Origin of the sequence: Curtobacterium luteum (assembly GCF_001475545.1) — a bacterium.
GTDB lineage: Bacteria > Actinomycetota > Actinomycetes > Actinomycetales > Microbacteriaceae > Curtobacterium > Curtobacterium luteum_A.
The window spans coordinates 1-842 of sequence record NZ_LDQC01000158.1 but is presented as its reverse complement, the minus strand read 5'-3'; the positions used below and the strand labels follow the sequence as shown (position 1 = coordinate 842).

1 protein-coding gene is annotated in these 842 nt (G+C 72.6%); it reads right to left on the bottom strand.

Annotated features, from left to right (window positions below; genetic code table 11):
- Positions 1-99 precede the first annotated feature (99 nt).
- Positions 100-842, bottom strand: a 743-nt coding sequence (locus NS184_RS16860) for a xylulokinase (protein WP_242863099.1), incomplete at its 5' end; no start/stop codon positions are given.

The window sequence follows — 842 nt, the reverse complement described above, 5'->3', positions numbered from 1 at the left end:
TTGTGTCAGACTGAAGCCGTCATACGACATCCGCCTTAGTCTCGGGGGTTCGGGGATGGGTCTAAGAGGCAGCCTGAGCGTCGCCCGCGGGCGGCCCCGTCAGTGCTGCGGGACCGTCCGCCGGGCCAGCCGGTGGACCACCGCGGCGGTCGCGTCGTAGAGGTCGCGGTAGTCGCGGTACCCGGCCTCGTACGCGCGGTGCGCCTCGGGGTCGGGTCGGATGATCCCGGCGGGCGGGTTCCAGTTCGCGATGTCGACGTCCGTGACGAGACCCGCCGCGAGGAACGCCGACCCGTAGCACGCGCCGACCGTCGTGCTCGGGACCGTCTGCGGCAGGCCGGTGACGTCGGAGACGATGGTCGGCCAGAGCGATCCACGGAGACCGCCGCCGGCACCGACGAGTTCCCGGACCTCGACACCGGCACCCTCGAGCGTCTCGAGGTTGTGGCGGACCGCGTACGCCGTCGCCTCGAGGGCCGCCCGGTACAGGTCGCCGCGGGTGTGCCGGACCGTCAGTCCGGCCACCACCCCGCGGGCGTACGGGTCGGCGATCGGGGTCCGCTCTCCTGCGAAGTAGGGCAGCATGAGCAGCCCGTTCGCGCCCGGCCCCGAGACCTCGGCCTCCTGGAGCATCGTCGCCCAGTCGCCGTGGACCAACCGCCGGAGCCATTCGGTGATCGCCCCGGACGTCGCCGTGCCGCCAGCCACGCACGCCTGCCCCGGTCGCGTGCCGACCGTCGTCCACATGCCCGGGACCGAGATCGGTGCGGCCGTCGGCGCGATCATGAACATCGTCGTCCCGTACTGCAGGAACATCCGCCCGGGCACGGCTTCGCCGACGC